Raw genomic sequence first — 24220 nt, 5'->3', positions numbered from 1 at the left:
GGAAATAAAAGCGAAAAAGTTGACGTCGCTAGAAAAAACCTAATCTTAAATAAGAGAAAAGCGGGGGGAAAATATGAAAAAGAAATTATATTCAACTGCAGCTATGACATTGGTCGCAGGATTATTATTGGCTGGGTGTGGAAATGACAAGGAAAAAGATACGGCAAAGGATGAAAGCAAAAAGGATACCTTCAACATTGGAGTAACACAAATCGTTCAGCATGATTCCCTGGACCAGGCTTATGAAGGATTCCAGGCGGCATTGAAGGATAGTGACATCAATGCCAAATATGATCTTCAAATTGCACAGGGTGACCAAAATAATAGTCAAACGATCGCCAATAACTTTGTTGGGGATAAAGTGGATTTAATCTTTGCCAATTCTACTCCTAGTGCTCTTAGCGCTTTGAATGCGACAAAGGATATACCAATCGTTTTTACATCGGTTACCGATCCTGTAGCGGCGGAGCTCGTTACATCTTTGGATAAGCCAGGCGGAAATGTGACGGGTACGACGGATTCCCATCCTGAAGCCATTGCCAAATCAATGAAATTCCTGGCAGAAGAACTTGGCGCCAAGACAATTGGGACCGTTTATAATACAGGGGAGCAAAACTCCGTCGTCCAAATAAAAAACGTGAAAGCGGAAGCGAAAAAAGCGGGCTTGAAAGTCGTGGAAGCATCCGTGTCCACTTCAGCCGAGGTTAAACAGGCAACGGAATCATTAATCGGAAAAGCCGATGCTTTCTATATCATTACTGATAATACCGTTGTCTCAGCACTGGAATCGGTCATTTCGGTGGCAAATGATAAAGATATTCCATTGTTTGTTGGTGAGCTTGATTCCGTGAATGCTGGTGGTTTTGCAGCATATGGATTCAGTTACTATGATATTGGTTATGAAGCGGGGCAAAAAGCGGTTGAAATCTTGAAGGATGGCAAAAAGCCTGGAGATATTGCAGTTCAATATCCACAAAAACTGAAATTGGTCATCAATGAAAAGGCAGCAAAAGATATGGGTGTTGAAATAAAAGAAGAATGGAAAGCAGATGCTGAGTTTGTAAAATAAACTCTGCTTTTGTTCGGGGAAGGAAGAAAAAAAATGTTCTCAGCTTTATTCAACTCTTTTGAGTCGGGAATGATTTATGCGATTATGGCACTAGGTGTTTATTTAACATTCAGGATTCTCGACTTCCCGGATATGACTGTGGAAGGCAGTTTTGTGACAGGTGCCTCTGTGGCCGCCATTATGATCGTTAACGGTTTCTCGCCAGCCATGGCCACGTTTTGTGCCATGGTGGCAGGTTTCATTGCTGGGACAATAACGGGATTCCTGCATACGAAAGGAAAAATCAATCCACTTCTGGCAGGTATCTTAATGATGATTGCCCTCTATTCCATCAATTTAAGGATCATGGGTGCATCCAACATTCCGTTGCTTTCTCAAACGACCATTATCACGAATATCCAGGATGCCTGGGCTGGCACTGGCCTGGACAATATGTTGAATGGTCTTTTATCGATTGTGGGCCTTGGTGATAGCTTGCCAAAAACGTGGGCCATACTAATTGTTATGTTGATTGTGGCTTTAATCATTCAAGCTGGGATGTCAGCTTTTTTAAAAACGGAAATCGGTCTAGCTTTACGGGCAACGGGTGATAATGAAGCGATGGTCAAGAGTTTTTCCGCCCATACAGGAAACATGAAGATCCTGGGCCTTGCGATTGGAAATGCACTTGTGGCTTTCTCGGGTTCCTTGGTTGCCCAATATAATGGGTTTAGCGATATTGGCATGGGGATTGGAATCATCGTCATCGGATTGGCATCCGTTATAATTGGCGAAGCATTATTTGGCTCCAAAACGATTGCACGTGCGACCCTTGCGGTCATTGGAGGAGCGATTATTTACCGAATCGTCGTAACTTTGGCACTTCGCGTAGAATTTCTTGAAACAGGCGATGTTAAATTAATTACGGCACTTATTGTGGTAGGGGCACTTGTCATTCCGAAAATTACCGATAAACAAAAAGAGAAAAGCCGAAAGAAAAGGCGTCTCAAAGAAATACAGATGCGCCATGGTGGGACTTTATCGAAAGGGGGAGAAGGATATGCTTCAGTTAAATCAGATTTATAAGGTCTTCAATGAAGGGACACCAGATGAAAAGCTAGCCCTTGGGAATCTGGAACTGCAGATGGCAAAAGGCGAATTTATTACAGTCATCGGGAGTAATGGGGCAGGTAAATCGACGCTGATGAACATGATATCCGGCAAAATTCTCCCTGATGCCGGTGAAGTCATCATTGATGGGGAAAATGTATCGGCCATTGAAGAACATGCCCGTGCTAAAATGATTGGCCGCGTTTTTCAGGATCCCATGCTTGGTACTGCACCACATATGACGATTGAAGAAAATATGGCGATCGCTTATGGCAGAACCAATAGAAGAGGATTAGGCTTCGGGGTGACAAAAAAACGGAAAGAACTTTTTAAAGAATGTTTGGGTACCCTTCATTTAGGCCTGGAAAATCGGATGACTGCAAAAGTGGGATTATTATCTGGAGGGGAGCGCCAGGCATTATCATTGTTGATGGCGACCTTCACCGATCCTAAAATCCTGCTTCTTGATGAACATACAGCCGCACTCGACCCTTCCAGGGCAGAGCTTGTTACAAATCTGACGAAGGAAATCGTCGAAAAGAACAAGCTAACGACGTTGATGGTGACTCACAATATGCAGCAGGCAATCGATCTTGGAAATTCCTTGATCATGATGGATAAAGGACAAATCATTTTTGAAGCAAGAGGTGCTGAAAAGCAGAAGCTTACAGTTGAAAAACTGCTTAACGAATTCCAGCGCATTAAAGGTGAAAAAATGCTCAATGACCGTGCAGTGTTGATTTAAGATGAGAAAAGGCCCGACCCAGGTGAGACTTAAACCTTGGCCGGGCCTTTTTATTTTTGGGGTGATTAATTAGATCAGGTCCTATTACTGAAGAAATGCCTGGCATGAGAAAAATGGCTATCGTGGGGTACTCATGATTCATCATGAATGATAACCGATGTTAATCGCTGTCGGCTGTACTCCATGATGAACTATCATTCTTTCTGTTTCCAAAAATCATTTTTATAAATGGCCTTTTCTTTGTCTTTTTAGTGGCAGCAGCCTCTTCAGCCGCGAGTAAATAATCAAACGGCTGACCCATTGGTGTTTCTAACGCTTCGATACGGGCTTCGAGTTTCTTAACGAGTTTGTGCATGTCTTCCATTTCACTTCTGTGTTGTAAAAGCTGATAGGATACAACATCGTCCGCTTTTGTTTTCAGACCATTTTCAAGCCGGGTGACCCGTTCTAGCAGTTGATCATGTTCTTTATCCGGTTCGGAGTGTTTCTGGATGCTTGCTTTTCTAATTTTTTTATCTGAGATGCTGACCTTTTGGAGAATGATGCCTTCGTTCAGTTGATCTTGGATTTTTCTCAATAATGCAATGTCTTCATCCGAAAACTGGTAGTGGCCAAGCTGATTCCGTTCTACTTCCATGTTCAATTGGGTGACCCAGCGTTGAATCGTACTATGGGAAACATTCAGTAACCGGGCAACTGCACTTGTATTCATCGAGATTCCCCCTTTTGGTTGTTGAATTCGATAAGTATGAGGGAATTCCTTTACAGATGACAAAACATGTATTCATTCGGCAAAGAAAGTGAAATTCCTACGTGATTTGCATAAGGATCAATTCAAGATGGGATTCCACCTTGGATTGATCCTTATGCAAATGTTGAGCATTTTTAGAAACTTTAAGAAGCATTTGTGATGGTGTGGCTGATGATCAATCAAGCTATAAAGGGAAAAGTGATCCAGATGTCGAATTTACCCTTAAAACATGGAAAAAGGAGGACTAGTATGAACAGGATCAACATTATCACTTTAGGTGTCAGGGATATTACTGAATCATTGAGGTTTTACCGGGACGGATTGGGATTCCGTACATCGATTAAAGAGGGCGAACCCGCAATCGTATTTTTTAATAATGCCGGAACGAAACTTGCTTTGTATCCTTTAGAGGAGTTAGTAAAAGACATCAACGAAAAAGAACCGCCTAAGAAAAAGGGGTTCCCAGGTCTTACGCTCGCTTATAATGCTAAATCAATTCAAGAAGTGGATGATGTGATCAACAAGGCTGGAAAGGCTGGGGGAACAATCGAAAAATCACCTCAGGATGTTGTTTGGGGAGGATACAGCGGATATTTTTCAGACCCCGACGGTTACTATTGGGAGGTTGCGTATTCGAAGGATTGGAGTTTCGATGAAAATGATATGCTGATTATAAAGTAACGCTGTTACCCTTTATAAGATGCCCAGATCTTATAAAGGGCTGTTGCCTGGCCACTGCTGTAGGGGTGGCCAGGCAACAGCTGATCATCATCATGCGTCTTACTGCGAAACTACATATTTGGCCAGTTCTTTACTTATTTGATTACCCATTCGCTTCGATTGCTCTGTCGCTTCTTGTACACAGGCAATGAATGCTTCTTCCACTTGATGTGCTTGAAGTGCTTTCAGACCTGCTTCAGTCGTTCCGCCTGGTGAAGTTACTTCCTTTCTTAGTACGGCAGGCGTTTTAGGTGATTTCTGTAACATATCGGCCGCACCCATCAGTGTCTGCAGAATCAATTGCTTGGCGGTTTCGGAATCGAGACCTATTTTTTCTGCCGATTTTTCCAATGCCTCTACCAAGTAATAAATATAAGCAGGGCCGCTGCCTGATAAGCCTGTTACCGCATCTAGCTGGGTTTCGTCTACGACTGCCACCGTACCTACCGTTTCAAAAAGGGTAATCGCAGTTTGTAATTGCGAGTCTTTCGTATGACCGTTAGCCGCAAGGGCCGTTGCTGATTTTCCTACGGCTGCCGATGTATTAGGCATGGCACGGACGATCGAGAACCGCTTGTTGGCGATTCCTTCCAAGCTTGTTGTATGAACCCCGGCAACAACGGAAATGAACAGCATTTCCTCACGGATGTATTCTTTTATTGATTGCATCGTTTCTAAAATGTCTTTCGGTTTCACCGCCAGGACGACAAGGCTTGCATCCTGTACTAATTCCTGCAGCGACCTTGTGGCAGTAACACCATATTGGTTCTTTAAATAATCGAACCGATCATCATTTGATTTATTTGTAACAAAAATATTTGCTGGTTCGATCACCTGTTGGGTCACCAGCCCTGAAATGATTGCTTCTGCCATCGATCCAGCTCCGATAAATGCGATTTTTTCCATATTTCCCGCTCCTTTTTCTTTTGTATTTTCGGCCTTTTTTTGAAAAACAAAAAGACCCCTCATCCAATAAAGGACGAAAGGTCTAGCTTCCGTGGTACCACCTTTGTTCAACTTTTCCATAACGAATAAACAGAAAAGCTGCACTTGAATCCTCTAACGCGGGAATTACGTCAGGTTTTCCTGAAGGCTCATAAGGTAGGTTCAATAATGAGGGGGCGGTGAAGCCTTTCAGCACATTCCGAGCTTCACTCTCTTTACGCCATCATAAATTTACTTGGCCTTAATCAATGCCACGCCGTCTTTAATTACTTGTGATTATGAAGGATATATCAGTACTCTGTCAATGATAATATATGCAAGGACGACAAAAAGTAGACATGAATTATGTGAAAATAATGACAGTGATTTAAAATACATGTAAAATGGTAATTATACATGATAAGTATACTAGGAATCCTGTTTAGCGTATAAAAAGATTTATATAAATATAATTTTCTAAGGTGGATAAGATAATGGCGAATTGGAATGGAGATATTGCAAAACTTGCTTTGCCCACGCCGTTTGCAGTGGGTGATGTGAATGTTTATGTAGTTAAAGGGGATGCTTTAACGTTAATCGATACGGGAGTGAAAACAAAACGATCAAAGGAAGCCCTGACTAAAGGGCTTGGGGATTTGGGTCTGAAACTGACTGATATCGAACAAATCATTTTAACCCATCATCATCCTGATCATGCTGGTGCACTCGATTTCTTTGAAAAGGAAATCCCGGTTTATGGACACAAAAATAATCAGCGCTGGTTGACTATCAGTGATGAATTCCTTGAAACCCATAATCGTTTTTTCCTTGATTATGCCACAAAGTTCGGAGTGGCAGAAGAGCTGAAAAATGAACTGACCCATAACCGCGACGAAATCAGTTTCCTTAGTGAACGGAAGCTTCATGGATATTTGGCTGAGGGAGATGAGCTCCCCGGTCTTCCAGGCTGGAAAGTGATCGAGACTCCTGGGCATGCTCAAAGTCATTTATCCTTTTACCGGGAAAGTGACGGTGTCATGATCGCAGGCGATCACTTGCTTGCCAAGATCTCACCTAATCCATTAATGGAACCACCTTTACTTCCCGGAGGCATGAGGCCTCGTCCTTTACTGCAATATAATGCATCACTTCAGAAATTATTGGATCTTTCCATCTCCACTGTTTACTCCGGACATGGATCTGAAGTGGAAGGAGAGGCGGTTGCCGACTTGATTCAATATCGATTCGAGCGGCAGCATAACCGTGCCATGCAGGTGAAAAACATGCTTCAAGATCGGCCTTTATCGGCCTTTGAAGTTTGTCAGCAGCTTTTTCCGAAAGTATACCTTCAGGAAGTGGGCCTGACACTTTCGGAAACGGTCGGTCAGCTGGACTATTTAGAAGACTTGGGTGAAGTCGAAACAGAAATCCAATCAGGGGTCATTCTGTATTCAATCGCTTAATGTTCGCAAGGAGGCTCATTTTTTTGAATAAGTTGCAAGGCAAAGTCATTGTTATTACCGGTGCTTCCGGAGGGATTGGCAAGGAAGTTGCCATTCAAAGTGCAAAGCAGGGAGCCCGTCTCGTCCTCTTGGCCAGAAGCCTGGATAAATTACTGCAGCTAAAGAATGAACTGATCACCCAATATGGGATTGATGCATATGCCTATAAGCTTGATGTTGCAGATACTGATCAGGTGACAAATGTATTTAATGACATCCATGCGCAAATAGGAGAAGTGGATGTGTTGGTCAACAATGCTGGTTTCGGCACGTTTAAAGAAGCACAGGATACGGAGTTAAATGAAACGAAAGCAATGTTTGCTGTCAACGTCATTGGATTGATGGCCTGCACAAAGCTGGTTCTTCCGTATATGAAACTGAGAAAAGCGGGGCATATCATCAACATAGCTTCACAGGCCGGTAAAATCGCCACTCCTAAATCAACATTGTACTCTTCGACCAAGTTCGCGGTTCTTGGCTATTCAAACGCACTTCGGCTCGAGCTGATGGACGATCATGTTTTTGTGACCACCGTCAATCCTGGACCCATAGAAACGAATTTCTTTAACATTGCGGATGAATCAGGTACATACTTAAAGAATGTTGAAAAATTCATGCTTAAGCCTGGAGATGTCGCTGCCAAAATCGTAGCGGCGATGCTGACCAATAAGAGGGAAATCAATCTCCCTGGCTGGATGAATTTAGCTGGGAAATGGTATAACATGTTTCCGAAGATCACCGAAACATTAGGGAAAAAAGCATTTTTTAAAAAGTAGGCTAAACTTTCGATACCGGTAAAGGTGAAAGTTGGTCTAATAATAGGCAAAGGGGAATGTCGATGACATTCCCCTTTTGGAAATGGCCGAAGTTGTCTATATTAAATAAATAATTGGTAACTATTTCAGCGAGAAGCCGTCTATTTCTATTAGGAGGGATTTGTATGAAGATGATAGTGAACCTTTATATCTCTATATTCGTTGCTTTTATTCTGGGCAGCTGCCAATCCCCTGATTGGAACATGGATGAAGTCATTGATAAGGGGGAAGAAGGTTTCATTACGGATCTTGACGATGAAAGGATTTTGATTAAAGGAACGTACTATAAGGTGACCAATGATACATATATTCAAGATCAACATGGTAATGCCCTCGATTATTCCGAGCTGGAAATCGGGATGAAAGTGAAACCATGGCACCGGGGCGGGGTGAAGAAATCATTTCCTGGGAAAGCGGAAGCGGAATTGATTCTTGTTTTGACGGATGAAAAAAGCTTAGCTGAACAAAGGGCAGTCACTGCTGCCCTCAATCATGTCAGTAAAGCGGAAAGTCAGCGATTCATGGTTCTCGAAGTCGTCCATTTACCCTTGGAGCATGTTTATAATATCGAAATGATGAATCGTTCTAACTTAGACTCTTCATTCATGGTGACAGTAGAGGATTTAACGGATGAAATATTATATATAAAATAAAACAACCGGACTGAATCACTTGGAATCTGTCCGGTTGTTTTATTGGATTTCACTCACAAGGATGAGCTCTTGTCCTGATTTTATAAAGTTTTCGCACCTAAATATTTTGGTTTCCAATAAGTATTATCCATATCCGTGATGGTTACTCCTTTAGAAGACGTAGCACTAATGAATTGACCATTTCCGATATAGATTCCAACATGGGATACACCTGTTCTTCCAGAAGAAGTATCAAAGAATACAAGATCACCCTTAGCTGGTGAAGATACTTTTAAACCTGTATTGGAATAGAGTAATGATGTTGTACGCGGTAAGGTAATTCCTTGCGATTTCTGGAATACATAATAGACGAAGCCTGAGCAGTCGAATCCAGTCGGTGTCGTCCCGCCCCATTTGTAAGGTTTGCCGATTAAGGTTTTTGCATAGCTTATCAGGCTTGTATTATTGACATTATAAACACCAAGCGCATTAAATGTGCCCCGGCCGGCAATTCCATCGGCAGTTAATCCTTTGGCTTTCTGGAATTTTTTTACTGCAGATGTAGAATAGGTGCCGTAATATGTAGTCAGTGAACCTGTATATGTGAAATACCCTTTGGTTTTTAAAAGTTGTTGTAGTTGTTTGACATCGCTATGTGTCATTCCGGGTCTGAGGGTTTGATCTCCAATATTTGCAGAGGCTTGCAGTGGGGTTAGCATCATGGCAGATGCAACAGCAGCTGAAGCGATCCATTTCTTCATAATTTTCATTTCCTCTCTATCTCTCTATAATTCTTAACAATATTATCCTACAATACCATTATGACAATTAGACATAATTTTGGTTACAGTTTCATTACAAAAAATGAGCAGTAAGACTAAATGATAAACGGACTAAAGTCTATTGAAAAGGGTGTGTGAATTTCAAAAAACTGAGTATATGGATTCATTGAAAATTATTCAAGCTACTAATTGATTCTCTTTTAAAAAAACAATTTGGATACAGAGTTTAAATTTGGTATTTTATCCATTTTTAGTGTCGATTATATTTTTCAAGGAAATTACAATAAAAAGTAGAAATTTGTATGAAAACTTCCATTGAATAAGAACGTATATTCGGTTAAAGTTATGAATATAATAAAAGCGAACGTATATTCTTATTAGGGTGAAGAAATGATGGATTATGGGACGATGCCGAAACAATCAATTATGTGTATCGATATGAAAAGTTTTTATGCAAGCTGTTCAGCAGTCATGCTTGGTCTGGACCCGCTTGATTGTTATCTGGCGGTGGTTGGTGATTTGAAGAGGACAGGAAGCATTGTGCTCGCGGCTTCTCCAAAAATGAAGAAGGAATTTGGCATAAAGACAGGGTCGCGGATGTTTGAGATCCCGAATGATCCGAGGATTGTCGTCGTTGAACCTAAAATGGCGACCTATTTAAGGGTTTCGACGGAAATCACCCGCTTGTTCAACCGTTATGTGCCCAAAGAAGCGATTCACGTATATAGTGTGGACGAAAGTTTTGTGAAAGTCGATGGTGCCGCTTCTTTATGGGGAGATGCCCGGATGATAGCTGAAAAGATAAAGGATGAAATCGAACGCGAATTACAGCTCCCGTGTGCAATTGGAATTGGACCGAACATGCTTATGGCAAAACTTTGCCTTGATTTGGATGCCAAACATAAAGGGATTGCCGAATGGAAGTATGAGGATGTGCCAAGCAAACTTTGGCCGATTTCCCCGCTTCGTGAAATGTGGGGGATCGGCAGGCGCGTTGAAAAAACCCTTCATGGAATGGGGATATTTACGGTTGGGCAGCTTGCCAACTATGATCTTGAATTACTTGAAGCGAAGTTTGGGATTATGGGCAATCAGCTTTACCACCATGCGTGGGGAATAGATTTATCCGATATGGGGGCAGCGATCATCGAAGGGCAGGTAAGCTTCGGCAAAAGCCAAATCCTGCTGCGGGATTATAAGGAGGAGCATGAGGTGAAGCAGGTCATGCTGGAAATTTGCGAAGAAGTTGGAAGAAGGGCACGCACCCATCGCAAGGCAGGAAGAACGGTGAGCCTAAGCATTGGTTACAGCAAGGATGAGTTTGGCGGGGGTTTCCATCGTTCGCGTTCGATTAGCGAGCCGACCAACATTACGATGGAGTTATATAAAGTTTGTCTGGAGCTTTTTCATGAGAACTATAAGCAAAAAACGGTTCGGAGCATAGAGGTCAGACTCTCGAATATTGTGGATGATAACGAAATGCAGCTGACTTTATTCGATGCTTCGCGCTGGAAGAAGCGGGAATTGAGTTACACGGTTGATCGAATTCGCCATAAATATGGAGCCAAATCGTTATTGCGTGCGGTTTCGTATACGGAAGCGGGTACAGCCGTTTACCGAAGCAGGCTGCTTGGTGGGCATAAGGCGTAGGGGTGACTTTTTGAAGGGAGGGAAAAGAATGATTCGTGATCGCGGCCGTATCAAATGGACATCGATGATGTTACCGGAGCATGTGAAGATGCTGCGGGATTGGGTGGTGGAGGATGGCTATGAAACGAAGCGCATCTTGGATGAGCAGCAATTGGAAGAAATGAATGCTGTAATGGGGGAAGCGATGGAGGAAAGAAAGGATGTTACGATTGCACATTATGAAGGAAACCGGTATCAGCTGTTAATCGGCAGGATCCATTATTATAATGAACCCACCCAAAAACTTCATATCGTTGATCGGTTTCAGCAGGTTCACTATATCAGGCTTTCCGATATAGCGGATGTAAGGATAACGGAATGATGAGCGGAAAGGCTGTTCCAAGGGACAGCCTTTCATTTTCGAAACGGCATCGTGATGAAAGGGATTACGATGCGTAAGAGAATCGGCATTTGCTAGCACGGTGTTCGTGTGGCTGATCTTGTAAAAGGAAGCAGGCAGTTTCTTTAACAGAAGCGTTTTTATCGTTTATAATGGGGGAAAGGAAAGACATCGGGAGGCGTGCAATCATGTATATTGAATGGACGGAAACAGCGGCTGAGAAAATAGTCGATAAGGTACAGGAACAAGAAGGATATTTACAGTTGAAATATGATACTGATGGCTGTGGCTGCGTGGTAAGTGGTGTGACCGCGCTATGGTGGGTCAACGAACCTGAAGAAGGTACCGAAAAAGTGGAAACAAACGGGATTCCTCTATATGTGGAGAAATCAAAAATGATTTTCCTTGATGAAGTCATGAAAATAGACTTTGTTCCGGAAGCGAACAGCTTTCAATTAAAAAGTCCGAATCAAATCTTAAATCCGAGGATGAGCTTTTTTATAAAATCTAAATGAAGCAAGGAGGGAATCTTGATTCCCTCTCTTTTCTTCTCAGACAAGTTTTAGAAACTGATCGATTTGATCTTCATATTCTCTTGGATTTTCATTGTAAGATTGAGCGTGGGCCCCTTTTTTAGCGATGTACAGCTGCTTTGGGCCCTCTTTTGCTGCATATAATTCCGCTGTCATGGAAGCGGGAATGAAACTGTCATTTTCACTATGGATGAAGAGCACGGGGTTTCGGATATTTTTCATATAATCGATTGGTGACACTTCATTTGTCCAATATCCATCACGGAGTTTGATGAACGTACGCCCAAGCGGAAACACGGTCCAAGAGGGAAGTGGGACTACTTGTTTAAGCTGGTGTTTGATCTGATCCTCGAAATTTGAAAATGGACAGTCGGCAATGTAAAAATCAGCACCATCTTCAAGCATTCCGGCATATAAAAGCAGGGTTACAGCCCCCATGGATTCTCCATGAATGCCAATATGAAGGTCGGGACCTTTACGTCTTTTCAATTCATCGATTACAGCCTTCAGGTCGAATTTTTCATAATGTCCATAACTGCTCGTCTTGCCCCCGGAGTCCCCATGCCGGCGGTGGTCATAAATGATGGCATTGAAGCCTCGCTTAAGAAAAATATTCATGTACTTAATCGAATTGACTTTGTTCTCCGTCACACCATGGGAAATGACCACCCACTTATTAGTATCATGCGGTTCGATAAACAAGCATTTCAAGGAATATCCGGATGGTGACGATACCCAAATTTCCGTTTTAGGCAGATTATCAAAATCCTCCGTGATCAGGCGTTTAGCCATGATTTCACGATTCTGGATAAAATCACCTTCCTTCTTTTTCATGTACATGATCCGATTGGAAAAATAAATGCCGACGCCGATGATATACGATAGGATTCCAGCCAGTGTAAACCACCATTTCTTCATGAGAGGTCCTCCTCAGTTGATTTTCTTTATTTTACCATGAGGGAAATGGGAAAACACTGTTTGAAAACCATGACGAGGAAAACGGCAGTCGTGATATAATAATTTCATAAATGGCCAGGAGGTTTTAAGGGTGAAAAAGAAACAGCAGCGAAATCAAAATCAAAGCAAAAACCAAGATAAAGAATCATCTTCATTGAAACTCGGTGATATGATCAATCAAGATATCATGTCCCAGCTTCGTCAAAAGCAAAAAGAACTTAATGAGGCTGAACAAGAAAAACGGGCAGCGGAAGAAGAAAAAAAACGCGAAGAAAGAAAGCGTCGGGAGAAGAATAAATCATTCGAAGAACTATTGGGTGAAAGCAACCTGAACTGGAAGAACTATAAATGAAGAACAGGGAGCGGTTTATTAAGAGAGCTGGCTCCCTTTTTCCATTCAGAAAGACCATTCCTTGCTGATATTCCTTTATTTTATAAAGTATAACGATTATATTAAAGATAAGTTCGATATGCTTTCATATCGGATGGACTACAATTAGCTGGTGATATGATGCAAAGTAAAATAGAAAAAGTACTGGAAGACCAATTATGTTTCCTGCTTTATGCAAGTTCAAGGGAAATGACGAAGAAATATAAACCGCTGCTTGATAAACTCGAAGTGACATATCCTCAATACCTTGTTCTTCTTCTATTATGGGAACAGGATACACTTACAGTAAAAAAACTAGGGGAGCTCCTTGCCCTCGACTCAGGAACGCTTACCCCCATGTTGAAACGAATGGAGCAGAATGGCTTGATTGTCCGTGAACGTTCGTCTGAGGATGAACGGTCTGTCATGATTAAGTTGACGGATAAGGGACTTGGTTTACAGGAAGAGGCCTGTTTCATTCCAGATCGCATTTCGGCAATGTCGGGTGATGATAAGAAGGTGGTTGAGGATTTAAAAGCTTCGCTGCTCCAACTATTGAAAACATTACAGGAATTTTAGCAAAGAAAAGACGCTTGGTGATGCCAAGCGTCTTTTTGTCGGATTTCAATCTACATCTATTTCAAAGGCGACGTCCACATTGCCATTGATCGCTTTTGAATAAGGACACATTTGATGCGCCTTATGAACAAGGGTTTCGAACGTCTCCTTGTCGACCCCGGATCCCTTCACTGCCAAAGTTACAGCCAAGCTGTACTGATGCATCTCACCCATCAAAAGACTGACGTTTGCGGTGACTTTGGAATCGAAAGAAACGCGTTCAATTTTACCAACTGATTGCAAAGCACTATCAAAACATGCAGCATATCCAGCTGCAAAAAGCTGTTCCGGATTAGATGCTTCAGGCATCTGTTTAGCCCTAGGTGTACCAGGCATCGCAATATCAACCGTGAAGTTGCCGTCAGCAGAAATTGCTGTTCCTTCTCTTCCGCCATCAACTGTTACAGACGTTGTAAATAATGTTTTTGTCATCATTTTTTCTCCCTTATCTTCTTATTTTCAATTGTGTACAACTGAATTGTACAACATTAAATTGCGAATGTCTAATGAAAAAGTTAAAAATGTTGGTATGAAGTTAAATTGGTTTGGAAGGATTGGAATGATGGGGAACTTGAAAGCGGTAAAGAAGCAGTAAGGCGAAAAAATGAAGGAACGGAAAAAGGCTGCCTATCACGTTGGTTAAACGGAGATAGTGCAGCCTAAAGGGTGTCCTGACGTTCCTTTGAAACATTTAGTTTAGTTTTATTCTTTTACTCCCGGTGACTTTCATATTTGTTCGCTTTGGTCAACTGCTTCAAGATATCCAACTCGGTTTTGGACAGTGAAGGGCTGTTAGCGGCCTGGCAGTTCTCACGGAGCTGCTGTACTGAGCTTGCTCCTGGTACAACGGTAGCGACGCTTTGGTGTGACAATACATATTGAAGTGCGGTTTCATTCAACTTCCTATCAGAAAGTTTGTCTTTTATTTGCGGAAGCAAATCTTTAAGTTCGTGATAGCTATAGTCAAGATATCCATCCTCATTTGCCTTTTCAAGCATTTTTTCACTGAGCAGCCCTTTGGCAAGGGGGCCACGGGCGATAATGCTGATCTGTTTGTTGGCCAAAAGGGACAGCCACTCTTCTGGGCGGCGGTCAAGTAGATTAAACTGCATCATCACGGAATCAAGCTCAGACTTTTCAGTGAATTCCTTGATTACATTCGGACGAATCGAGGAAATGCCATAATATCGGATATAGCCTTCTTTTTTCAAATCTTCAAATGCTTCTACCGTTTCTCCGATATTGTCTGAAATGGTGCCGCCATGTAACTGATAAAGATCAATATAATCAGTACCCAATCGCTTTAAGCTATCTTTTACTGCCGTTTTAATATAGGCTCCAGATGGATCCCAGCTCCAGGAATCTTTATTTTCATTCCAGCGGTTTCCGACCTTGGTGGCTATGTATACTTTATCGCGGACCGATTTTAAATTCTTTCCGACGATTTCTTCATTCATTCCGAAATCATATAAGTCAGCCGTATCAAAATAATTGATTCCTTCATCTAAAGCGGACTGTATGATTTCGGATGCATGATTTTCAACAGTCCCCAATGACATGCATCCGAGCCCGATTTCAGAAACTAGCAAGTCAGAATTTCCTAGTCTGCGTTTTTTCATGTTATCCACTCCCTTTACTTCATTGTAAAGGAGAAATCCATTTCACTCAAAGAATTCACTTGATCCGTTTAAAAGGAGTGGGCGGCACCTGATCATGTATGTCGGCAATCCAATCATTGATATAGACATATTGATTTTGTAATTGCTTTAGTTTTTGAAGGATTTCCCAACTCTTTCCGGATAAAGTAACGCTTTTTTCCAATACGTAAACTTTCATTAAATCGCCCTCCATCTCTATTATGGTAAAATGTATGAGGAATCATGCTGCAATTAGAACAGAGGAGTGGTCAGGATGAAAAAATTTGAAGAAAAAACGCTATCTTCGAAAAAAATCTTTACGGGAAAGGTAATCAGCCTGCAAGTGGATGATGTAGAGCTTCCAGATGGGAAAACGGGTAAACGTGAAATAATCAAACATCCGGGGGCGGTTGCCATCATAGCTCTCACGGCAGACAATAAAATCATCATGGTTGAGCAGTACCGTAAAGCGCTGGAGAGGAGCTTGGTGGAAATTCCTGCAGGAAAGCTGGAAAAAGGCGAAGAGCCGGTTCTGTCGGCTAAACGGGAACTGGAAGAGGAGACAGGTTATGAATGTGAAAAAATGGAGCACATCATATCCTTCTATACATCCCCAGGTTTCGCCGATGAATTGGTCCACCTTTATATGGCCCACAATTTGAAAAAGAAAGAAAATGCGGCCCCACTGGATGAAGATGAATTTGTCGAGATGCTTGAACTCACGTTGGAGGAAGCTCAAACTTATATGGATGAAGGGAAAATCCAGGATGCCAAAACGGCATATGCAGTTCAGTATCTGCAGTTGAAAAGGGCGATGACATCATAAATGAAAGAATTTTACGCTGACCTGCATATCCATATAGGCAGAACGAGAAGCGGAAGGGCCGTAAAAATAACAGGTGCTAAAACGTTAACCTTCAGCAATGTGCTGCAAGTGGCAAGTGAAAGGAAGGGCCTTGATCTAATCGGAATAATCGATTGCCATTCTCCTGAAATTATCGAAGAAATCGAAGCGGGGATTCTTGATGGCGAAATCACGGAAAAGATTGAAGGCGGACTTCAATACAAGAATACAACCATCATTCCAGGCTCGGAGATTGAAATTTATGATCAGAATTGTAATGGACCGATCCATGTCCTCGCCTATTTTCCCACTTTAAAAGCGATGAAGGAATTCTCTTCATGGATGGGTGGACATGTTAAAAATATCACCTTGAGCTCCCAAAGGATTTATTGTGATGGAAGAACGCTGCAAAAGATCGTGAAGTCACTGGGAGGCCTGTTTATTCCGGCACATGTTTTTACCCCATTTAAAAGCTTATATGGAAAAGGGGTGCGATCCAGTCTGACAGAAGTATTCGATCCGAAGCTCATTGATGCCATCGAACTTGGTTTAAGTTCAGATACAGAAATGGTCAAGGATATCGAGGAGTTGGACTCCTATGTATTCGTGACAAATTCCGATGCGCATTCGCTTGGGAAAATCGCCCGTGAATATCAAAAAGTCCTGCTTGAAGAACCAAGTTTCAATGAGCTTGCAAAAGCCCTTAAAGAAAAAGGGAATCGTAAGGTGGCCGTTAATTATGGATTGAACCCCTTATTGGGAAAGTATCATCAAACCGTATGTTCAGGGTGTTTACACCAGGTATTGAGGGATGATGAACAATGTCCCGAGTGTGGTAATAAATCCATTATTAAAGGGGTATCGTCCAGGATCGAAGAACTCTCCATTTCCGAGCTGGCCGGAAGAAACGGAAGGGAAAGGCCGCCGTATATCCATCAAGTGCCACTCGATTTCATCCCAGGACTCGGACCTAAATCCATGGAAAAACTGTTGGCGGCATTTGGAACAGAGATGAATATCCTTCATGAAGTTACGCTTGAACAGCTCATGGAAATCGTTCCTGAAAAATTGGCGTTCTACATCGATTCTGCCAGAAAAGGGACGCTTTCTTTTGAAGTGGGGGGCGGAGGAAAGTACGGAAAGGTCAAAAAGGAATAAACCTGAAAAAGTCCTGACAGATGAGATCTGTCAGGACTTTTTCAGGTTGTTGTTTTTGCATAAATGGAGGTGTCCCGCACTTCCTTGCCGTCTGCACTGAGGCAGTCATTACGCAAAATACCTTCAAGGGTATATCCCAGCCTCTCAGGAATCCGTTTGCTGGCTATATTATTAGGGTCACAGCGGATTTCGACTCGTTTTGCGCCATAATGGTAAAAGGCAAATTTAGTTAACTTTTCCACTGCCTCCGTTATGTAGCCTAGTTTACTGTATCTTGTATCGATCCAATAGCCAATTTCGAATTTAGGGATATCCCAATTAATTCGGTGCAGACCAGTGGAGCCAATGAATTGATCGTCTTCTTTCCTATAAATATGGAGCCTGATATCCTCTTTTAAAATAAAGTCCGCAAAGGACTTAAGGACGTTCTGTTCAGAAGTTTCCAACGAAAAATCTTGATGTGCAAACGGCAGCCACTGTTTCAATTCAGGTTTAGAATGGACAATGGCTTCGTAAAGGTCCAGGCCATCGCCAGGTTGACAAGGTCTTAGATATAATCGTGGGGTTTCAATTTTTTCGGGAAAATCCATTAATATAGCTTTCATATCCGGCCTCCATATTATTGATATGGAAAATTATAACACGGATTGGATTCAAAGTGTTTGGCTGATGGGGAAAGTTTTCTTAGCATAAATGAGAGAGTGAAAACATAGATTCTAGTAAGCGGAGTTGGGAGGATGAAAGATGAAAAAAAAATCTGTCGTACAAAATGCCGTAATGAAACATATTAACGAACATTCCTCATTATATGTCTTTATCACTGTGCTTTTTTTGATGGGCGTCATTTTTGGGGCAATATTGGTGAATAGTTTGAGCTTTACGCAAAAGGAAGACTTGTTCTATTATTTATCGCAATTTTTCGGACAAGTATCCAAGGGTGAATTTGCATCTTCGCATGATATGTTCAGCCAAAGTATTATGCATAATATAAAATATATCGGGGTCATCTGGATTCTGGGAATATCGGTCATCGGTTTGCCTGTCATCCTGGTTTTGTTATTTATAAAAGGGATGGTTGTTGGATTCACAGTCGGCTTTTTAGTCAATCAAATGGGATGGAGCGGATTCTTATTATCGTTTGTCGCCATTCTGCCCCAAAATATATTCATTGTCCCGATATTCATCGTAATAACCGTCCTTGCCGTCGCACTATCAATGAAAATGATCAGCCGGATTTTCCTAAAGCAGGTTCGTGAACCGCTGAAGCCGATAATTTCGCGGTATATTTTCTCATTGGTTTTGTCGGGGTTATTTTTGATTACGGCTGCTGCGTTTGAAGCATACTTATCCCCTTCTTTAATGAAAAATGTCGTAAGTTTATTGGGTCATTAATGAAAATCTACCGTTCCCGCAAATTTTTTTATCATTAACAAGAAATCTATTTTGACAGTTTTCCCTCTTTTGATATAATGGATAAGATAGCGGCGCGGGAGGGAATATTAGGTATGGAAATAGAAAACAGAATTGATAGGATAAAAAAGCAGTTACACTCGTCCAGCTACAAATTAACGCCTCAGCGAGAAGCGACCGTCCGCGTTTTACTTGAGCATGAAGAGGATCATTTAAGCGCAGAAGACGTTTACCTCCTTGTCAAAGAAAAGTCGCCGGAAATTGGATTGGCAACAGTTTACCGTACGCTAGAGTTGCTGACTGAATTGAAGATAGTAGATAAAATTAACTTTGGAGACGGGGTTTCCCGTTATGATTTAAGACAAGAAGGAGCTGCGCATTTCCATCATCATCTTGTTTGTGTGGAATGTGGTGCGGTAGATGAGATCCAGGAAGACCTACTTGAAGACGTAGAAGACATTGTGGAACGCGACTGGAACTTCAAGATTAAAGACCATAGATTAACCTTTCATGGCATTTGTCATCGATGTCATGACAAAGAAGAGAATAAAGGTGAATGAAGTCGGACCTTTTCCATTTAATGGAGAAGGTTTTCTGCATTTTAAAAACCTATTTTCTAAAAGGAAGGACTGTTTTTGTTTTCTCCTTTCCGAAACACGTATAAAACTTGTCCTGTTGGGCATAGATTGATACAAAGGATCGAATGGGAGGGGAAAGATGATGAAAACATCATTATCGCTTGTTTTGCACACGGCTAAAGTGATGGTTCTCTTTGTTAGCTTCACTGTTCTTTTTTATATAGGAATGGTATGGTTAAATCAGGAATATCAAAGTTATCATCGTTATGATGAACCGAAAGGCATGGCCGTAAAAGTATCGAAAGCTGTTGATACGGGTGATGATGCATGGCTTGAACGCTTAATGTTGTTTTATTTAAACGGGGAGTAATGAATATGGAGAATCAAATTAGGGATTTCATTCATTTTTTAACCATTGAAAAAGGACTTGCCAAAAATACGCTCGTCTCGTATGAGCGTGACTTAAGATCATATTGGAGCTATCTGAAAGATGTTGAAACCATTGAAGCTTGGAATGATTCACGGCGGGTGAACATCCTGCATTTTCTCATGCATTTGAAGGATCAAGGGAAATCGTCGAAGACGGTGGCGCGTCATATAGCTTCCATTCGGTCTTTTCATCAATTTCTTCTAAGGGAAAAAGTAACCGAGCAGGATCCGTCCATACATATAGAAACACCAAAACCGGAACGAAGCCTTCCAAAGGTATTAAGCATGGAAGAGGTTGAAGCACTATTGGATGCCCCGAAGAAAATGGATGAATTCGGTTTACGCGATAAGGCGATGCTAGAACTGATGTATGCGACGGGTATGCGTGTCAGTGAGTTGATATCCATGGATGTGAGTGATGTCCATGCATCGATGGGTTTTGTCCGTTGCGTAGGGAAAGGAAATAAAGAGAGGATCATTCCGATTGGACAAACTGCATTGGGTGCGATAGAACATTATATGGAAAGTTCCCGGGGGAAAATGGCCAGTCCCAAGCACAGGACGGATTCACTTTTTTTGAATCATCATGGAAACAGGCTGACAAGGCAGGGATTTTGGAAGATTCTAAAAAAACTTGTAAAATCGGCACAAATTGAAAAAGAAATTACACCGCATACACTAAGACATTCGTTCGCGACACATCTATTGATGAACGGGGCTGATTTACGTGCCGTCCAAGAAATGCTTGGTCATGCGGATATTTCGACAACTCAAATTTATACACATATTACGAACGTACGGATCAAGGATGTATATTCAAAATTCCATCCGCGAGCTTAAAAGAATAGTAGAATGATAGAAAAGGTTGTGAATTTAACTGCGAGGCAGTTGGAGGAGCAGCCTTATTCTCCGTTTGTACGGACTGCTATAGAGGCTGCAAATAATTCCAACATGCATCTTGGAGCACTTTGTTTCATTACGAAATATATTATTTGTCTACATCATGGTAATCGTTTACAATGTAGAGAGGTCAGACTTCTGACGTTCTTGCGATTTCATTTAAATGAAGAGTAACTGAGCAGCATAAGGGTATTATAGAGAGTATAAAAAGTGATTTACTATTTTAGGAGGAATGACTCATGAAAGGAAATTCAGCATTTAAACGAATATTTGTAATAGTTATGGATTCAGTTGGGATTGGCGAAGCGCCTGATGCAGATTTATTCGGCGATAAAGGGGCGGATACACTTGGCCATATCGCAGAAAGAATGAATGGATTGAACATGCCGACTCTCGCAAAATTGGGTTTAGGCAATATCCGTGAAATCAAGGGGATTGATAAAGCTCAGCAACCTCTCGCATACTACACGAAAATGAAGGAAGCCTCTACAGGAAAAGATACGATGACTGGACATTGGGAAATCATGGGGTTAAATATATCGACTCCATTCCGTGTATTTCCAGATGGCTTCCCGGAATTATTAGTCAATGAACTTGAGGCGAAGATGGGTCGGGGAATTATTGGGAACGTCCCGGCAAGCGGCACGGAAATTATCGAAAGGCTTGGCGAGGAACATATGAAAACGGGTGCGCTGATCGTTTATACATCAGCTGATTCCGTATTACAGATTGCTGCACATGAAGATATCGTCCCAATAGACGAATTATACAAGATATGTGAAATTGCCCGTGAAATCACAATGGCTGATGAGTTCAAGGTTGGACGCGTGATTGCCAGACCGTTCACAGGTGAACCAGGCAACTTCAAAAGAACGCCTAACCGTCATGATTATGCGTTGAAGCCTTTTAACCGGACTGTAATGGATGAATTGAAAGATTCTGGATATGATGTGCTCGCAATCGGGAAGATCTCTGATATCTTTGATGGGGAAGGTGTCACTGAATCATTGAGGACCGTATCCAATATGGATGGAATGGATAAATTAATCCAAACGGTAGAACAGGATTTCAAAGGGTTAAGTTTCCTTAATCTAGTCGACTTCGATGCTTTATACGGTCACCGCCGCGATCCAGAGGGTTACGGAAAGGCATTGGAAGAATTCGATGCCCGGATGCCGGAAGTCCTTGATAAACTGAAAGAGGATGATCTATTGATCATCACTGCCGATCACGGGAATGATCCGGTCCATGAAGGAACCGATCACACACGTGAATATGTCCCATTATTAGTTTATTCCAAACGATTTACAGAAGGTGCCGAACTACCGATAAGAGATACATTTGCTGATATTGGGGCGACGGTCGCTGCTAATTTTGATGTGAAAATGCCTGCCTTTGGAAAAAATATATTGGGCGATCTGAATTTAGGGGAGAGTAAATAGATGTTTAATAAAATAGAGATTGCTGCGTCATTTATAAAAAGTAAAATTGAAGGCTCTCCGGAGATAGGACTGATTCTTGGTTCTGGGCTTGGAGTATTGGCGGATGAAATTGAAAATCCGATAACTATTCCCTACCACGAAATTCCGGAATTCCCGGTATCGACTGTGGAGGGACACGCTGGACAGCTTATCATTGGACATTTAAGTGGCAAAAAAGTTGTAGCCATGCAAGGACGTTTCCACTTTTATGAGGGTTACTCGATGGAGAAGGTCACTTTTCCTGTACGAGTAATGAAACTACTTGGTGTTGAGCAGTTAATTGTAACGAATGCTGCCGGAAGCGTAAATGAAAGCTATGAACCAGGTGACTTGATGCTCATTACGGATCATATTAATTTAATGGGGGCTAATCCATTGATTGGTCCTAATGAAGAGCGCTTCGGCCCTAGATTCCCTGATATGTCGGAGGCTTATAATAAAGGCCTTCGGACGCAAGCAAAAAAAATAGCAGCTTCACTAGGCTTGGATATTAAAGAAGGTGTCTATATCGGAAATACAGGACCGACCTATGAGACGCCGGCAGAAGTGAAAATGGCAAGGATCCTTGGCGGGGATGCAGTTGGTATGTCGACAGTTCCGGAAGTTATCGTGGCTAGGCATAGTGGTATGAAGGTGCTTGGAATTTCATGCCTTACAAATATGGCCGCAGGCATTCTTGATCAGCCTTTGTCGCATGAAGAGGTAATTGAAACGACTGAAAAAGTGAAAAGCAGTTTTCTTGAATTTGTTAAGCATATCGTTAAGGACATATAAATCGAACAAAAATACAAGTACACCTAAAGAAATCCGGTGTCTTTGAAAAAGTGGGGATTCTAATATGAGAATGGTAGATTTAATCGAGAAAAAACGTGATGGAAAGGCTCTTACTACGGAAGAAATACAGTTCATCATCAAAGGGTTTACCGATGGCACGATTCCGGATTACCAAATGAGCGCTTGGTCAATGGCTGTTTATTTCAAAGGCATGAATGAGCAGGAACGTGCTGATCTAACCATGGCGATGGTCGAATCAGGAGATCAAATTGATTTATCGATGATTGAAGGAATTAAGGTCGATAAACATTCAACAGGCGGTGTTGGTGATACCACAACGCTAGTGCTTGGACCATTGGTTGCGGCTGTAGGTGTTCCAGTGGCAAAGATGTCAGGACGCGGTCTTGGTCATACAGGCGGAACGATCGATAAGTTGGAGTCTGTAAAAGGATTTCATGTCGAAATAGAAAACGACGAGTTCATTCGACTTGTTAATAAAAATAAGATAGCTGTCATTGGACAAAGTGGTAACCTGACTCCAGCCGACAAAAAGTTATATGCATTGCGCGATGTTACGGCTACCGTTAACAGTATCGGTTTGATTGCTGGCTCGATCATGAGTAAGAAAATCGCCGCTGGTGCTGATGCAATTGTACTTGATGTTAAAACGGGAGCGGGCGCTTTCATGAAAACTCTCGAAGATTCCGAAGAGTTGGCGCATGCAATGGTTAGCATTGGAAACAATGTGGGACGAAACACGATGGCCGTCATTTCCGATATGAGCCAACCGTTGGGTTACGCAATCGGAAATGCTTTAGAGGTGAAGGAAGCCATCGATACGCTTAAAGGAGAGGGACCGGAAGATTTAACGGAACTTTCTTTAACACTAGGAAGCCATATGGTATACCTTGCCAAAAAGGCAAGCTCGCTGGAAGAAGCAAGAACCTTGCTGGAAAATGCGATTAAGGATGGTTCTGCACTTAACTCATTCAAGGTTTTCCTAGAAGCGCAGGGAGGCGATGGTTCGGTTGTGGATCAGCCTGAAAAACTACCGCAGGCTGCTCATACTTTCGAGCTGGAAGCGAAAGAGGACGGCTATGTATCGGAAATCATCGCTGATGAGGTAGGAACGGCAGCCATGCTGTTAGGCGCCGGGCGGGCAACAAAAGAATCAGAGATCGATTTGGCAGTCGGACTGGTACTTCGTAAAAAAATCGGGGAAACCGTGGCAAAAGGTGAATCCCTAGTGACGATTTACAGCAATTTTGAAGATGTTTCAAAAGTAAAAGAAAAATTGTATGAAAGCATTGCGATTTCAAAAGAGAAAATAGAAAAACCTACATTGATCTATAAAGAGATCATGGAATAAACGTAAAAAGGCCGCCATTAAGCGGCCTTTTTACGTTTATTCCATTGAATGTTAAAAGAGGATGCCCATGCGCATCCTCTTTTAATTTGGTTCACTTTGTTACC

General features: G+C 42.0%; 30 protein-coding genes. 22 read left to right on the top strand and 8 right to left on the bottom strand.

What is annotated here, in order from left to right; translation table 11 throughout:
* Window positions 1–73 precede the first annotated feature (73 nt).
* From JNUCC41_RS25550 to JNUCC41_RS25540, 3 genes are read left to right on the top strand one after another with little or no spacing between them, the layout of a single operon-like run.
* Window positions 74–1069, top strand: coding sequence for an ABC transporter substrate-binding protein (locus JNUCC41_RS25550; protein WP_076365486.1), 996 nt, complete (start codon window positions 74–76; stop codon window positions 1067–1069).
* A 33-nt stretch (window positions 1070–1102) separates the two neighbouring features.
* Window positions 1103–2134, top strand: coding sequence for an ABC transporter permease (locus JNUCC41_RS25545; RefSeq protein WP_192205424.1), 1032 nt, complete (start codon window positions 1103–1105; stop codon window positions 2132–2134).
* The gene (locus tag JNUCC41_RS25540) at window positions 2109–2903 is read left to right on the top strand and encodes an ABC transporter ATP-binding protein (RefSeq protein WP_192205423.1); all 795 of its coding nucleotides are present in this window, start codon (window positions 2109–2111) and stop codon (window positions 2901–2903) included. Before JNUCC41_RS25545 ends, JNUCC41_RS25540 begins: the two co-directional genes overlap by 26 nt.
* A 160-nt stretch (window positions 2904–3063) precedes the next feature.
* Here the strand turns inward: JNUCC41_RS25540 and JNUCC41_RS25535 are convergent, their stop codons facing one another.
* Entirely contained in the window at window positions 3064–3615 is a 552-nt protein-coding gene (locus JNUCC41_RS25535; protein ID WP_192205422.1) for a MerR family transcriptional regulator, read from the bottom strand.
* 288 nt (window positions 3616–3903) lie between these two features.
* On the opposite strand from JNUCC41_RS25535, the gene JNUCC41_RS25530 reads away from it, so the two are divergent.
* Entirely contained in the window at window positions 3904–4335 is a 432-nt protein-coding gene (locus JNUCC41_RS25530; protein WP_192205421.1) for a VOC family protein, read from the top strand.
* 99 nt (window positions 4336–4434) lie between these two features.
* On the opposite strand, the gene proC is transcribed toward JNUCC41_RS25530, so the two are convergent.
* Window positions 4435–5280 carry a pyrroline-5-carboxylate reductase gene (gene proC, locus JNUCC41_RS25525; RefSeq protein ID WP_192205420.1) on the bottom strand — a complete coding sequence of 282 codons (846 nt, stop codon included), beginning with the start codon at window positions 5278–5280 and terminating at the stop codon, window positions 4435–4437.
* Between the two features lie 512 nt (window positions 5281–5792).
* On the opposite strand from proC, the gene JNUCC41_RS25520 reads away from it, so the two are divergent.
* The 3 genes from JNUCC41_RS25520 (at window position 5793) to JNUCC41_RS25510 (ending at window position 8268) form a co-directional block, all read left to right on the top strand.
* The gene (locus JNUCC41_RS25520) at window positions 5793–6761 is read left to right on the top strand and encodes an MBL fold metallo-hydrolase (RefSeq protein WP_192205419.1); all 969 of its coding nucleotides are present in this window, start codon (window positions 5793–5795) and stop codon (window positions 6759–6761) included.
* Complete coding sequence (locus tag JNUCC41_RS25515) at window positions 6761–7576, top strand: SDR family NAD(P)-dependent oxidoreductase (protein ID WP_192205418.1); 816 nt, start codon at window positions 6761–6763, stop codon at window positions 7574–7576. The genes JNUCC41_RS25520 and JNUCC41_RS25515 overlap by 1 nt, the downstream gene beginning before the upstream one ends.
* A gap of 164 nt (window positions 7577–7740) precedes the next feature.
* A complete protein-coding gene (locus JNUCC41_RS25510) occupies window positions 7741–8268 on the top strand; it encodes a DUF3221 domain-containing protein (protein ID WP_192205417.1) in 528 nt (175 codons plus the stop codon).
* 80 nt (window positions 8269–8348) lie between these two features.
* Here the strand turns inward: JNUCC41_RS25510 and JNUCC41_RS25505 are convergent, their stop codons facing one another.
* Window positions 8349–9008 carry a C40 family peptidase gene (locus tag JNUCC41_RS25505; protein WP_192205416.1) on the bottom strand — a complete coding sequence of 220 codons (660 nt, stop codon included), beginning with the start codon at window positions 9006–9008 and terminating at the stop codon, window positions 8349–8351.
* Window positions 9009–9419: 411 nt separating this feature from the next.
* On the opposite strand from JNUCC41_RS25505, the gene JNUCC41_RS25500 reads away from it, so the two are divergent.
* The 3 genes from JNUCC41_RS25500 (at window position 9420) to JNUCC41_RS25490 (ending at window position 11573) form a co-directional block, all read left to right on the top strand.
* Window positions 9420–10679, top strand: a complete 1260-nt coding sequence (locus JNUCC41_RS25500; protein WP_098369880.1) for a Y-family DNA polymerase — start codon at window positions 9420–9422, stop codon at window positions 10677–10679.
* A gap of 28 nt (window positions 10680–10707) precedes the next feature.
* Window positions 10708–11040 (top strand): YolD-like family protein, encoded by a 333-nt coding sequence (locus tag JNUCC41_RS25495; protein ID WP_192205415.1) that lies wholly within the window; start codon window positions 10708–10710, stop codon window positions 11038–11040.
* A 206-nt stretch (window positions 11041–11246) separates the two neighbouring features.
* Window positions 11247–11573, top strand: a complete 327-nt coding sequence (locus tag JNUCC41_RS25490; protein ID WP_192205414.1) for an iron-sulfur cluster biosynthesis family protein — start codon at window positions 11247–11249, stop codon at window positions 11571–11573.
* Window positions 11574–11609: 36 nt separating this feature from the next.
* Here JNUCC41_RS25490 and JNUCC41_RS25485 read toward each other — a convergent pair whose 3' ends face one another.
* Window positions 11610–12509, bottom strand: coding sequence for an alpha/beta hydrolase (locus JNUCC41_RS25485; RefSeq protein ID WP_192205413.1), 900 nt, complete (start codon window positions 12507–12509; stop codon window positions 11610–11612).
* A 130-nt stretch (window positions 12510–12639) separates the two neighbouring features.
* On the opposite strand from JNUCC41_RS25485, the gene JNUCC41_RS25480 reads away from it, so the two are divergent.
* The gene (locus JNUCC41_RS25480) at window positions 12640–12900 is read left to right on the top strand and encodes a YqkE family protein (protein ID WP_192205412.1); all 261 of its coding nucleotides are present in this window, start codon (window positions 12640–12642) and stop codon (window positions 12898–12900) included.
* Between the two features lie 159 nt (window positions 12901–13059).
* The gene (locus JNUCC41_RS25475; RefSeq protein ID WP_192205411.1) at window positions 13060–13497 is read left to right on the top strand and encodes a MarR family winged helix-turn-helix transcriptional regulator; all 438 of its coding nucleotides are present in this window, start codon (window positions 13060–13062) and stop codon (window positions 13495–13497) included.
* A 45-nt stretch (window positions 13498–13542) separates the two neighbouring features.
* Here the strand turns inward: JNUCC41_RS25475 and JNUCC41_RS25470 are convergent, their stop codons facing one another.
* Window positions 13543–13968: an Ohr family peroxiredoxin gene (locus JNUCC41_RS25470; RefSeq protein ID WP_192205410.1), complete on the bottom strand. Its 426-nt coding sequence runs from the start codon at window positions 13966–13968 to the stop codon at window positions 13543–13545.
* 108 nt (window positions 13969–14076) lie between these two features.
* On the opposite strand from JNUCC41_RS25470, the gene JNUCC41_RS27200 reads away from it, so the two are divergent.
* Window positions 14077–14199: a hypothetical protein gene (locus JNUCC41_RS27200; RefSeq protein ID WP_286182241.1), complete on the top strand. Its 123-nt coding sequence runs from the start codon at window positions 14077–14079 to the stop codon at window positions 14197–14199.
* 47 nt (window positions 14200–14246) lie between these two features.
* Here JNUCC41_RS27200 and JNUCC41_RS25465 read toward each other — a convergent pair whose 3' ends face one another.
* Both JNUCC41_RS25465 and mciZ read right to left on the bottom strand, forming a co-directional pair.
* On the bottom strand, window positions 14247–15155 hold the full coding sequence (locus JNUCC41_RS25465; protein ID WP_192205409.1) for an aldo/keto reductase: 909 nt from the start codon (window positions 15153–15155) through the stop codon (window positions 14247–14249).
* Window positions 15156–15210: 55 nt separating this feature from the next.
* The gene (gene mciZ, locus JNUCC41_RS25460; RefSeq protein ID WP_192205408.1) at window positions 15211–15372 is read right to left on the bottom strand and encodes a Z-ring formation inhibitor MciZ; all 162 of its coding nucleotides are present in this window, start codon (window positions 15370–15372) and stop codon (window positions 15211–15213) included.
* Between the two features lie 75 nt (window positions 15373–15447).
* Here mciZ and JNUCC41_RS25455 point away from each other — a divergent pair, with 75 nt between their 5' ends.
* Entirely contained in the window at window positions 15448–15999 is a 552-nt protein-coding gene (locus tag JNUCC41_RS25455; protein ID WP_192205407.1) for an NUDIX hydrolase, read from the top strand.
* Window positions 16000–17175 (top strand): endonuclease Q family protein, encoded by a 1176-nt coding sequence (locus JNUCC41_RS25450; RefSeq protein ID WP_192205406.1) that lies wholly within the window; start codon window positions 16000–16002, stop codon window positions 17173–17175.
* Window positions 17176–17216: 41 nt separating this feature from the next.
* On the opposite strand, the gene JNUCC41_RS25445 is transcribed toward JNUCC41_RS25450, so the two are convergent.
* On the bottom strand, window positions 17217–17780 hold the full coding sequence (locus JNUCC41_RS25445) for a GNAT family N-acetyltransferase (protein ID WP_192205405.1): 564 nt from the start codon (window positions 17778–17780) through the stop codon (window positions 17217–17219).
* Between the two features lie 139 nt (window positions 17781–17919).
* Here JNUCC41_RS25445 and spoIIM point away from each other — a divergent pair, with 139 nt between their 5' ends.
* From spoIIM to JNUCC41_RS25410, 7 genes are all read left to right on the top strand, one after another.
* The gene (gene spoIIM / locus JNUCC41_RS25440; protein ID WP_192205404.1) at window positions 17920–18567 is read left to right on the top strand and encodes a stage II sporulation protein M; all 648 of its coding nucleotides are present in this window, start codon (window positions 17920–17922) and stop codon (window positions 18565–18567) included.
* 119 nt (window positions 18568–18686) lie between these two features.
* Window positions 18687–19145 (top strand): ferric iron uptake transcriptional regulator, encoded by a 459-nt coding sequence (locus JNUCC41_RS25435; RefSeq protein WP_101223459.1) that lies wholly within the window; start codon window positions 18687–18689, stop codon window positions 19143–19145.
* Between the two features lie 157 nt (window positions 19146–19302).
* Window positions 19303–19533: a YqzK family protein gene (locus tag JNUCC41_RS25430; protein ID WP_370662551.1), complete on the top strand. Its 231-nt coding sequence runs from the start codon at window positions 19303–19305 to the stop codon at window positions 19531–19533.
* 5 nt (window positions 19534–19538) lie between these two features.
* Complete coding sequence (gene xerD / locus JNUCC41_RS25425) at window positions 19539–20432, top strand: site-specific tyrosine recombinase XerD (protein WP_192205403.1); 894 nt, start codon at window positions 19539–19541, stop codon at window positions 20430–20432.
* 299 nt (window positions 20433–20731) lie between these two features.
* Window positions 20732–21934: a phosphopentomutase gene (gene deoB / locus JNUCC41_RS25420; protein ID WP_192205402.1), complete on the top strand. Its 1203-nt coding sequence runs from the start codon at window positions 20732–20734 to the stop codon at window positions 21932–21934.
* Window positions 21935–22747, top strand: a complete 813-nt coding sequence (locus tag JNUCC41_RS25415; protein WP_192205401.1) for a purine-nucleoside phosphorylase — start codon at window positions 21935–21937, stop codon at window positions 22745–22747.
* Between the two features lie 64 nt (window positions 22748–22811).
* Window positions 22812–24116, top strand: a complete 1305-nt coding sequence (locus JNUCC41_RS25410) for a pyrimidine-nucleoside phosphorylase (protein WP_192205400.1) — start codon at window positions 22812–22814, stop codon at window positions 24114–24116.
* Window positions 24117–24220: the final 104 nt, after the last annotated feature.

Source organism: Brevibacillus sp. JNUCC-41 (assembly GCF_014844095.1).
GTDB classification, from domain to species: domain Bacteria; phylum Bacillota; class Bacilli; order Bacillales; family DSM-1321; genus Peribacillus; species Peribacillus aracenensis.
Note: the sequence above shows the minus strand (reverse complement) of the source record. Positions and strands in the feature narration are given on the sequence as shown.

Coding starts and splice junctions, on each gene's coding strand:
- JNUCC41_RS25535 (WP_192205422.1), bottom strand. CDS start 3,615: ATGAATACAAGTGCAGTTGCCCGGTTACTGAATGTTTCCCATAGTACG.
- spoIIM (WP_192205404.1), top strand. CDS start 17,920: ATGAAAAAAAAATCTGTCGTACAAAATGCCGTAATGAAACATATTAAC.
- mciZ (WP_192205408.1), bottom strand. CDS start 15,372: ATGAAAGTTTACGTATTGGAAAAAAGCGTTACTTTATCCGGAAAGAGT.
- JNUCC41_RS25495 (WP_192205415.1), top strand. CDS start 10,708: ATGATTCGTGATCGCGGCCGTATCAAATGGACATCGATGATGTTACCG.
- xerD (WP_192205403.1), top strand. CDS start 19,539: ATGGAGAATCAAATTAGGGATTTCATTCATTTTTTAACCATTGAAAAA.
- JNUCC41_RS25500 (WP_098369880.1), top strand. CDS start 9,420: ATGATGGATTATGGGACGATGCCGAAACAATCAATTATGTGTATCGAT.
- JNUCC41_RS25510 (WP_192205417.1), top strand. CDS start 7,741: ATGAAGATGATAGTGAACCTTTATATCTCTATATTCGTTGCTTTTATT.
- JNUCC41_RS25490 (WP_192205414.1), top strand. CDS start 11,247: ATGTATATTGAATGGACGGAAACAGCGGCTGAGAAAATAGTCGATAAG.
- JNUCC41_RS25550 (WP_076365486.1), top strand. CDS start 74: ATGAAAAAGAAATTATATTCAACTGCAGCTATGACATTGGTCGCAGGA.
- JNUCC41_RS25515 (WP_192205418.1), top strand. CDS start 6,761: ATGTTCGCAAGGAGGCTCATTTTTTTGAATAAGTTGCAAGGCAAAGTC.
- JNUCC41_RS25505 (WP_192205416.1), bottom strand. CDS start 9,008: ATGAAGAAATGGATCGCTTCAGCTGCTGTTGCATCTGCCATGATGCTA.
- JNUCC41_RS25455 (WP_192205407.1), top strand. CDS start 15,448: ATGAAAAAATTTGAAGAAAAAACGCTATCTTCGAAAAAAATCTTTACG.
- JNUCC41_RS25450 (WP_192205406.1), top strand. CDS start 16,000: ATGAAAGAATTTTACGCTGACCTGCATATCCATATAGGCAGAACGAGA.
- JNUCC41_RS25520 (WP_192205419.1), top strand. CDS start 5,793: ATGGCGAATTGGAATGGAGATATTGCAAAACTTGCTTTGCCCACGCCG.
- JNUCC41_RS25545 (WP_192205424.1), top strand. CDS start 1,103: ATGTTCTCAGCTTTATTCAACTCTTTTGAGTCGGGAATGATTTATGCG.
- JNUCC41_RS25430 (WP_370662551.1), top strand. CDS start 19,303: ATGATGAAAACATCATTATCGCTTGTTTTGCACACGGCTAAAGTGATG.
- proC (WP_192205420.1), bottom strand. CDS start 5,280: ATGGAAAAAATCGCATTTATCGGAGCTGGATCGATGGCAGAAGCAATC.
- JNUCC41_RS25465 (WP_192205409.1), bottom strand. CDS start 15,155: ATGAAAAAACGCAGACTAGGAAATTCTGACTTGCTAGTTTCTGAAATC.
- JNUCC41_RS25415 (WP_192205401.1), top strand. CDS start 21,935: ATGTTTAATAAAATAGAGATTGCTGCGTCATTTATAAAAAGTAAAATT.
- JNUCC41_RS25410 (WP_192205400.1), top strand. CDS start 22,812: ATGAGAATGGTAGATTTAATCGAGAAAAAACGTGATGGAAAGGCTCTT.
- JNUCC41_RS25530 (WP_192205421.1), top strand. CDS start 3,904: ATGAACAGGATCAACATTATCACTTTAGGTGTCAGGGATATTACTGAA.
- JNUCC41_RS25475 (WP_192205411.1), top strand. CDS start 13,060: ATGCAAAGTAAAATAGAAAAAGTACTGGAAGACCAATTATGTTTCCTG.
- deoB (WP_192205402.1), top strand. CDS start 20,732: ATGAAAGGAAATTCAGCATTTAAACGAATATTTGTAATAGTTATGGAT.
- JNUCC41_RS25445 (WP_192205405.1), bottom strand. CDS start 17,780: ATGAAAGCTATATTAATGGATTTTCCCGAAAAAATTGAAACCCCACGA.
- JNUCC41_RS25485 (WP_192205413.1), bottom strand. CDS start 12,509: ATGAAGAAATGGTGGTTTACACTGGCTGGAATCCTATCGTATATCATC.
- JNUCC41_RS25470 (WP_192205410.1), bottom strand. CDS start 13,968: ATGACAAAAACATTATTTACAACGTCTGTAACAGTTGATGGCGGAAGA.
- JNUCC41_RS25540 (WP_192205423.1), top strand. CDS start 2,109: ATGCTTCAGTTAAATCAGATTTATAAGGTCTTCAATGAAGGGACACCA.